This window comes from Rhodococcus aerolatus (genome assembly GCF_054783215.1).
On the sequence record NZ_BAAGQZ010000045.1, the window covers coordinates 1 to 8081 of the forward strand.

The 8081-nt window shown below is 57.4% G+C and carries 7 protein-coding genes; all 7 read left to right on the forward strand.

All coding sequences use genetic code 11. The annotated features are described in order from the left end of the window. Positions 1–884 precede the first annotated feature (884 nt). The 7 genes from ACYVOF_RS16880 (at position 885) to ACYVOF_RS16910 (ending at position 8037) form a co-directional block, all read left to right on the forward strand. Complete coding sequence (locus ACYVOF_RS16880) at positions 885–1292, forward strand: hypothetical protein (protein ID WP_460868514.1); 408 nt, start codon at positions 885–887, stop codon at positions 1290–1292. Positions 1293–1854: 562 nt separating this feature from the next. After that, a complete protein-coding gene (locus ACYVOF_RS16885; protein WP_460868516.1) occupies positions 1855–2238 on the forward strand; it encodes a hypothetical protein in 384 nt (127 codons plus the stop codon). 189 nt (positions 2239–2427) lie between these two features. Next, on the forward strand, positions 2428–3852 hold the full coding sequence (locus tag ACYVOF_RS16890; RefSeq protein WP_460868517.1) for a terminase large subunit domain-containing protein: 1425 nt from the start codon (positions 2428–2430) through the stop codon (positions 3850–3852). Then, positions 3849–5165: a phage portal protein gene (locus ACYVOF_RS16895; RefSeq protein WP_460868519.1), complete on the forward strand. Its 1317-nt coding sequence runs from the start codon at positions 3849–3851 to the stop codon at positions 5163–5165. Before ACYVOF_RS16890 ends, ACYVOF_RS16895 begins: the two co-directional genes overlap by 4 nt. A gap of 5 nt (positions 5166–5170) precedes the next feature. Further along, entirely contained in the window at positions 5171–6472 is a 1302-nt protein-coding gene (locus tag ACYVOF_RS16900; protein WP_460868521.1) for a hypothetical protein, read from the forward strand. Beyond that, positions 6465–6905, forward strand: coding sequence for a hypothetical protein (locus tag ACYVOF_RS16905; protein WP_460868523.1), 441 nt, complete (start codon positions 6465–6467; stop codon positions 6903–6905). The genes ACYVOF_RS16900 and ACYVOF_RS16905 overlap by 8 nt, the downstream gene beginning before the upstream one ends. A 700-nt stretch (positions 6906–7605) precedes the next feature. Further along, the gene (locus ACYVOF_RS16910; protein WP_460868525.1) at positions 7606–8037 is read left to right on the forward strand and encodes a hypothetical protein; all 432 of its coding nucleotides are present in this window, start codon (positions 7606–7608) and stop codon (positions 8035–8037) included. Positions 8038–8081: the final 44 nt, after the last annotated feature.

Here is an 8081-nt window from a genome sequence, read left to right on the forward strand (position 1 = left end):
GGTGGCCGTCTCACCTCACGACGCCACGCCCATCAGCGAAGCCGTACACCACGTCCCTGGACGCAACTAGCAGCGGACGCATTCGCAGCCGGTGCGATCGATGCAGCGCAGTTGACTCGGATCACTGCCACGCTGCGTCCTCAGTTGGATGCGGCAGAGGCAGCCGCTCAGAAGGCTGTTGAGGGGATTTCTCCGGCCCTGGTTGGTGACCTGATGGGCGGACAGGCTGAGGCCGTATGGGAGGCATCTAGCGTGATTCAGCGCCGGACCCTGCTGTCAGCCTTGGGAATCACGGTGGTTATCCAGCCCGCGCGAGGCGGTAAGGGCTTTCGTCCTGACGCGATCGAAGTTCGCTGGCAGTAATCACCTGCGCGATTGTCCTGCGCTTGTCTTGTGTTAGTTCTGGCGCTCGGGCTAGGGCAGCCGTCACCCATTCTTCTGTAGTCAATTGAGTAACCTCGTCTATTAGGCATAGTTAGAGCAAACATGCTGTAACCATAGCACAAGGCGTACGCGATTGCCGATCTAGAAGGCATGACTATTTACAACGTTTTGCGCCACCGCGCCACTGTGCAGCGCTACATGGAAACCAACGTAGACGGCATGGTCTCGTATGTCTGGACAACTATTGCCACGGACGTGTCCTGCCTGCTCGACGCGCAGACACCGGCTGCACCTACGCCGACCTACACAGCCACTCAACAGCAAACGGCGGACCGAGCCGGACTGTTGCTGGCAGCACCCACAACGCCCATTAAGGCGGGAGACAGGGTCACCGGCATACGCGGGTTCACTGGCCGGTTCCTGGTCGGTGCCGACCCTGCTCTCATTTCCACGCTGGTCGCGCCCAGCCACTACGAGTTCAGGGTCAGTGAGGTTCCGTGATGGACCTTGTTGACGCTGCTGCGCAGCACTTGTCAGACGCACTGGCTTTGCCTGTCTACCAACGCAATCTTTTGAGACCTGTCACAGATGAGCCGACCGGCCTTGCCGTGGTGGTGCGTGACGGTGGTGTGTGGGGACCCAGCCCGAACAGCATTCAGCGCAAGGTTCTGACGGTGCTGCTGCACGCCGACTGCACACGTGACGCCTCAGGGCTGCCGCTGCGGGCAGATGCAGCACAGCGAGCATGGGCAGCGTGGGACGGCATCGACCTGGTGCTGCACAACAGTGCGGGCACGTGGCGTGCCGTAGTGCAGTCAGTGCGTCAGGCCGCGCCCAGCGAAGTAGAGCAAGGCGAGGACGAGGACCTGACGGCTCTGCTCATTGGACGCTATGAAGTCGCATACTGATACGGATGCACGCCTACTAGCACTATCCCTTGTGGGTGCGGTCATTGACGAGGACACGCACGCAATAGATGCGTTGGCACCATTAGTTGCAGAGCATCCGGCCACAGTCATTCACACGTTAGTTGGTGTGCTCGTGTCCACGTTGACTCTGAACCTTGGTCACGATGGTGCACACGAACAACTAAACAACTGGCGAAGTAGTGCATTGTGCGAGGACTGAACAAGCCGTGCCTAGCCTGTGGTGAGGTGACACCTAATGCAAGTAGGTGCGATGACTGCGAGCAGATCAACACCTATCAGCGTGGCAAGGCAAGGGACCGTAAGACATTCCGAGAGAATGGGTACGACACTGCATGGGACAGGCTCAGTAAGAGAGCACGGAAGAAGCAACCATTTTGTCTTGACTGTGGAACACCGGACAACCTTACTGCCGACCATAAGCCGCAGGCATGGGTGAAAGTCGAGCAGGGTAAGGCACTCGACCTTTCTGACGTAGACGTTGTGTGTAGTCGATGCAATAGCAGGCGTGGAAGTTCCCGGCCTGGCAGCGAGAGGGCACAACGTGAGCAGACACAAGATAACTGGACTCAAAGCAATGATCGCAGAAATGCAACGGGTAGCAACAACCACACCTGACCCTGTGGCGTTGGAAGGTCTCGACACTGCAATGGGCGGACAATTCGCGCAGACGCAAGCAACCGTCAGTGTGCGTACAGGAAAGTTGAAGGCATCCGGCAACTACGTGTCAGGTCTCAGCGATGAGCGAGGCGACGCAAACACGTGGCGCGGACAGATCAACTATGGCAATGAAGAGGCATGGTACGCAGCCATTCATTTTGCAAAAGAAGGCCAAGACCCATTCAGTCAACCTGGTTTTGTTGAAGGTCTACGCACCATTGACGAAGCGATCCTTGACGCGCCTCACCTGCGCGACCATCACGGATAGTAGTGACCCAGGGGGGCAACTGACCCGAACGATCTTTCAGGGTCCGTGCGGTTAGGGCGGGAGCCAGTTACTAATTCGAGTTCAACAGGCCGATATCACCCTCAGTAGCGAAATACTGAGAGGTGAGAAGCCATTACAGCCGGATTAGCACTAAAGCCAGGACCGAAGAAGGCAGTTGATGCCTCCGGCTTGGACCTGTCCGGCCTGTCTGGTCGCAATTACCTGCGAATCGTTAAGTTTGCTAAGACGTATCTGCGTGTTGACAAGGGTCACGGTGCAAATAAGCCGTTCAGGTTCCGCCCGTGGCAGATCGAACTACTAAAGGGTCTGTATCCGGCGAAGGGTGAACGTCCCCGGCAGGGATTGGTTTCCCTGCCGCGAGGCAATGGGAAGAGCACCCTTGCTGCCGTCCTAGCGCTGTACGCGCTGTACGCGGACGAGGAACAGGCACCACAAGTGCTAGTGGTCGCTAGTGATCTGAGACAGGCGTCAATCATTTTCAACACCTGTAGACGCATGATCGAAGCAAGCCCGGAACTGTTGGCACGCACCAAAGTTTTTCAGGACCGTATTCAGGTCCCGTTTAACAACGGTGTGTTGATGCCGCTACCGGCTGACCCTGCCTCGCTACAGGGTTGGGACTACAGCCTGTGTGTTGTGGACGAGTTGCACGTGGTGAGTCGTGAGATTTACGAGTCAATGATTTTGGCTAGCGGAAAGAGACCACAGTCTTTGTGTCTTGCCATTAGCACACCGGCTGCGTCTGAGGATTCCGTGATGTGGGATTTGGTCTCAGACGCCAGGTCCAACCCGCGTGATGATTTCTATTTCCGTGAGTGGACTAGCGACAAGACGCACCCTGTCGATTGTGCTCATTGCTGGGAAGTTGCCAACCCTGCTTTGGACGATTTCCTGAGCCGTACCGCTATGCGCAGTGTGTTGAAGATTTCTCATGAGTCGTCTTTCCGCAGACTCAAATTGGGTCAATGGCTGGACACTGTTGAGGACCAGTGGATCAGTCCGAGCCTGTGGGATGCCGTTGAGCAGCCCGGCAATATCCCTGACGGTGCCGAAGTCGTCTTAGCCCTGGACGGCTCATTCTCTGGTGACAGCACCGTGCTAGTTGCTGTGTCCATCGAGGCTGTGCCGCACGCCGAGATTGTCGCTATCTGGCAGCCGCACTTAGAGCCGGACGGGTACCGCGTGCCCGTGGCGGACGTAGAGCAGGCGATTAGGGACGCCTGTAAGCGTCTCAGTGTCCGCGAAATAGCCTGTGACCCGTACCGGTGGACTCGCACCATGCAGGAATTGCAGGCCGAGCGTTTACCGGTAGTCGAGTTCCCACAGTCAGCAAATCGCATGACACCGGCCACGATCGGCGTCTTTGAGGCTGTCGTGAACGGCGCATTGACGCAGTCCGGTGACGGTGTCCTCCGTGAACACGTACTGAATGCGCGTGTGAAGGAAGACAGCAGGGGCACAAGGCTTGCCAAAGAATCCGATAAAAGTCTTAAGAAGATTGATGCGGCAGTTGCCCTAGTTATGGCGCATAGCCGCGCACAGTATTTTGCCAATAAGCCCATTAGACGATCGAGAGTTGCGGTATTTAGATGAACCTCCTTGAACAGTTGAATTCCGATTTGGACGTTGCTAGTCACGACGTGAGGGTTTGGGAGGACAGGTATTTAGGCAATTCTCCTTTGACGTACCTCAGTCCCGAGTCACGCGAGGCTTTGGGCAACAGGCTGAAAGCACTGTCGGCAAACTTTTGCCGGTTGGCTTGCGATGCACTGGCCGAGCGCATAAAGCCCATTGGGTTCCTGGTCAACGGTGCGCATGATGACGTGCTCTGGGAGCGCTGGCGCGAGTTGGGTTTGGAGGACCAAGCCGCGCAGGCCGTGCTGGACTGCCTCATTTCGGGCCGAGGGTTCCTGTCCGTGTGGGGCAGCGACGGCAAGGCCACCGTGACGGCTGAAAGTCCTCAGCAGTGCTTGTTGAAGCGTGACCCTGTCAGCCGTGAGGTAGTGGCCGGGATTAAGCGTTGGGTCGAGGGTGGCGACGCGTACTGCGTCCTGTATGAGCGAACGAAGATCACGACCTACAAGAGTAAGAGCCATGTAGCGGACGGCTCAGCGATTCCGCCCACCGGCTGGAATGCCATAGGCTCTGTTGCCAATCCGACTGGTGTGGTGCCACTTGTGCAACTGACTAATCGTGGCCGCACAGTGGACGTTAACGGTGTGTCTGAGCAGGCACCTATTGCAGACTTGAATGATGCGCTACAGAAGATTCTCGTGGACGCGATGGTGACGTCAGAGTTTTACGCGCGTCCCCGCCGTTGGGCCACGGGAATTCAGTTGGAAGAGGACCCTGACGGCAACCTCATTGACCCGTTTGAGGGTTCCGAGCGCACGTGGATTAGCGAGAAGGAAGATTCAAAGTTCGGTCAGTTCACTCAGTCGGACCTGTCCTCTTACGACACCCTGATTTCGACCCTGCTAAAGCAAATCGCAGCCTTGTCAGGTTTGCCACAGCATTACTTAGGTCTCAGCGATTTGCCAGAAACAGGGGAGAGCACGAAGGCTAAAGAGGTCGGGCTAGTTGCTCGGGCTGACGCGAAACTTGTGGGCCTAGGTCAATCTTTCGCGCTTGTGGCAAAACTGATGCTGGCAATTGCCAATGATGCGCCAGTGGACTCGTTTAACGTGCAGACAGTGTGGGCGCGTACCGAGACGAGAAGCATTGCGCAGGAATCAGACGCAATCGTGAAACTGACCGGCGGTGACCGTCCGCTACTGCCTGTCAGTGAAGGTCTGGCAGCCCTTGGGTACTCACCTGAGCGGATCACTGAGTTGTTGAGTGCTCTCGCTGCCGAGCAGGCCCAGCGGGCAGCCCTGGCGGCTCTAGACACAGCGGGCACCTTATGACCACGTTGGCCGAGCAGCAGAACCAGGAAGCAGCCGCTACGTCGTCTCAGGTGGCCGCTGTGCTGGCGGCTTACGCCCAGCAGCCGGACGTGAGCGTGCCCGCACTCAGTGCTGCTCTCGCTGCTGCCGTGGTTGCTGGCAAGGCTCGGGCATCCATGCGGGCAGATGTGGCCGTCACGGCATGGGCACGGGAACACGGGCAGCCCGCAGCCGTGCCGTTGGGTGTGCCAGTACCGGCTACAGAGACAGCCCGGCTTGAACAGGCGTTTGAGACGGTTGCTGACCGCGCACTTGACCGGCTCGATGCCGTCGCACCACGTCTCGACCAGATCGCAGCCGTGCTGGACGCAGTGGATGCCGAGTTGGTACAGGTGGAGCAGCGCCAGGCATCCAAGTCGCAACCACGTCCGTCAGTCGTCCGCCAGGCCCGCAACGTGGTCATGGTCGGCACTCGCAAGCCGGCTCAAAAGATCAAAAGTACGAAACCTGAGAGGGCAACGCCTGCAACGTCTGCCCGCGTCGAAGAGAGATTGCGGGCACTGCGTGAGGTCACGGGTGTTGAGAGGGCTAAGAGGGAGCAGGCGGCACGGTTGCTAGCACGTGCAGCCCGTGAGAAGCAGGCCGCACAGACGTCCGCTAAGGCCCCTGAGAAGGCCGTAGAGCCACGAACAGCAGCCAAGGCACCTCAGGGACCAGCTAAACCCAAGGCTGAGCCGAAATCTACTAAGGCGGGCAAGGCAGAGCGCACTACTCGGGCAGACGACCGGGCCAGACGAGAGGCTGAGCGTGCGCGCCTTGCTGAGATTGCTAAGGCAGCACGTGACGCCGACAGGGTCGCAGCCAAGGCGCAGCGCCAGGCCGACAAAGACGCTGAGCGCCAGGCCGCACGGGAGAGGAAAGCCGCGCGGAAGGCTGAGGACAAAGCAACGCGGGCACGGTTGAAGGAACTAGACCGGCTTGACCGTGAGGAAATGAAGGCAGCCGACAAGGCTGTTGACAGGCGTCTCGCTCAGCAAGAGGCAGCAGAACTTGCCTCCGAGATGCTGCCGACCGCGCAACGCTTGGCTGAGTCCGAGGTTCGTCAAACGGGTTTCGAGACGCTGGGTAAGGCTCTGGAAGACAAAGGCGTGACCCGCTTTAAGTGGGTCGCTGAGCCTGGCGCTTGCAAATTTTGTCTAGAGCGCGCAGAGAAAATTTACCGCAAAAGACTTGTCTATCCTCAGCATGTTTCGTGCGGGTGCCACGTTCGAGAGGCAACCGAAGAAGAAGTGAACGCTTACGAGAGAAAGAAGAAAGCAAATGGCTGATAACAACGGATTCACACCGTCAGAGGACCCGGCGGATACAACCACACCGGAGACGTCTGAAAGTCCGGCAGAGGACAACTCAGGGGGCAGTAATGAGCCTGAGACGTTCTCTGCCGACTACGTGAAAGAGTTGAGAGACGAGGCCGCTGCTAATCGTGTCGCTGCCAAGCGCGCAGCGACGTTAGAGACGGCTCTGCGCGACGCTGTGATTTCCAACGTGGCTAAAAGCATCCTGGCGGACCCGACTGACTTGGCTTGGTCTGACGACCTGGCCGATGACGACGGTATGCCCGATCCAGACGCGATCCGACAAGCCGCTACTGCACTGGCCGCCCGCAAGCCTCATTTGGGCCGTGTGTCAGGTGACGCTGGTCAGGGATTCAGGGGAGACGACTCGGGTTCAGTTTCACTGCTGGAACTGCTGAAAGCCTGACCGATATTGTTTGTGGCGTCCCTATGTCGCCAGCGTGTGCTCTGTCGCAAATCGTCCCCGTCGCCCACAAGGTTGCGGGGACGATCTGTCGATACAGGTTTTAAGGGATTAGTCACCCCTAGTTATTCGCTGCACCCTCCGTTCCTCTTCTGGCAGCGAATCGCGTATAATAGAAATGGTAAAACGCCTGTCTCCTGAGGCAACGCCCCCGTGCTTACTGGCATTCGCACGGGGGCACTTTTCTGTTCAAATCGAGTGACAGCCGGCTCGTGTTCTGACGTAAGATATTACTATTAGTTTACCTGACCCTATACTCTTTACCTAAGTCTTTTCACTGTACCTTGAATATGTAACAATTATGAGTCTAAAGGCGATATGATGTATGTAGGTCGGAGCCAGTTCGACCCTTAGGAGTTTGGGTTGTCTGATGCATGTTGAAGAAAAGTTTCCAGGCGCGGTCAGAGGTAAGAATCTTCCGCACAAGTACGCCACGGTGTTGCGACACGGGGGAGGGTTCAAGCAATGCAACTGCCGCCCGCCCAAAGACCACGCTTACGGTAGTGACGGCGCTTACAAATGGGGGAAGAACCAGAGTTGCGCGTGCTCGGTGGGCGCGCTGGTTTTGGTAATGGCCTTACGTGGGTGGTCGAAACAGTCGGCAGTTAAGGAATTATTTGACACCTCAAATAAGGGAGCAGCCATGATGCAGGACGCAGGACTAGAACTGTTTGAACGTTGGTGGGCTGACGCTGCTCAAAAGATCGCTGTTGGGTATTTCTTGGAACAGGGACGACCGGAGCGGGCTAGGGACGTGCAGGAACAATCGAAAAAGGTTAGAGCGTTTCGCTGCAACTACACACTAACGATGGAGTTTCTTCGATTCGTGGACGCTCACCCGGGCTTGGGGCTTAACGAAATTAAGCGAGACATTCACTGGCGGTGGCGGGGCAACGTTGAGCAATACCGCAATTTCTGCCGCGATATGGGCTACCTAACAGTTAAGTCAGGGGCGGGGCGCAAACACACGTACACAGTTATTGCTTGGCCCGAAAAGCCTGCTGAGCGTCCGGCTAAGAAGATGACGATTGATGAGTTGCGCAACGTTGTCGGCTCTTCCCAGATGAGGGTGTAGGTCGGTCGGGCGCGTCGGTCCGCAGATAGACGTCGAGGTCTCCC

Coding starts and splice junctions, on each gene's coding strand:
- ACYVOF_RS16880 (WP_460868514.1), top strand. CDS start 885: ATGGACCTTGTTGACGCTGCTGCGCAGCACTTGTCAGACGCACTGGCT.
- ACYVOF_RS16895 (WP_460868519.1), top strand. CDS start 3,849: ATGAACCTCCTTGAACAGTTGAATTCCGATTTGGACGTTGCTAGTCAC.
- ACYVOF_RS16905 (WP_460868523.1), top strand. CDS start 6,465: ATGGCTGATAACAACGGATTCACACCGTCAGAGGACCCGGCGGATACA.
- ACYVOF_RS16910 (WP_460868525.1), top strand. CDS start 7,606: ATGATGCAGGACGCAGGACTAGAACTGTTTGAACGTTGGTGGGCTGAC.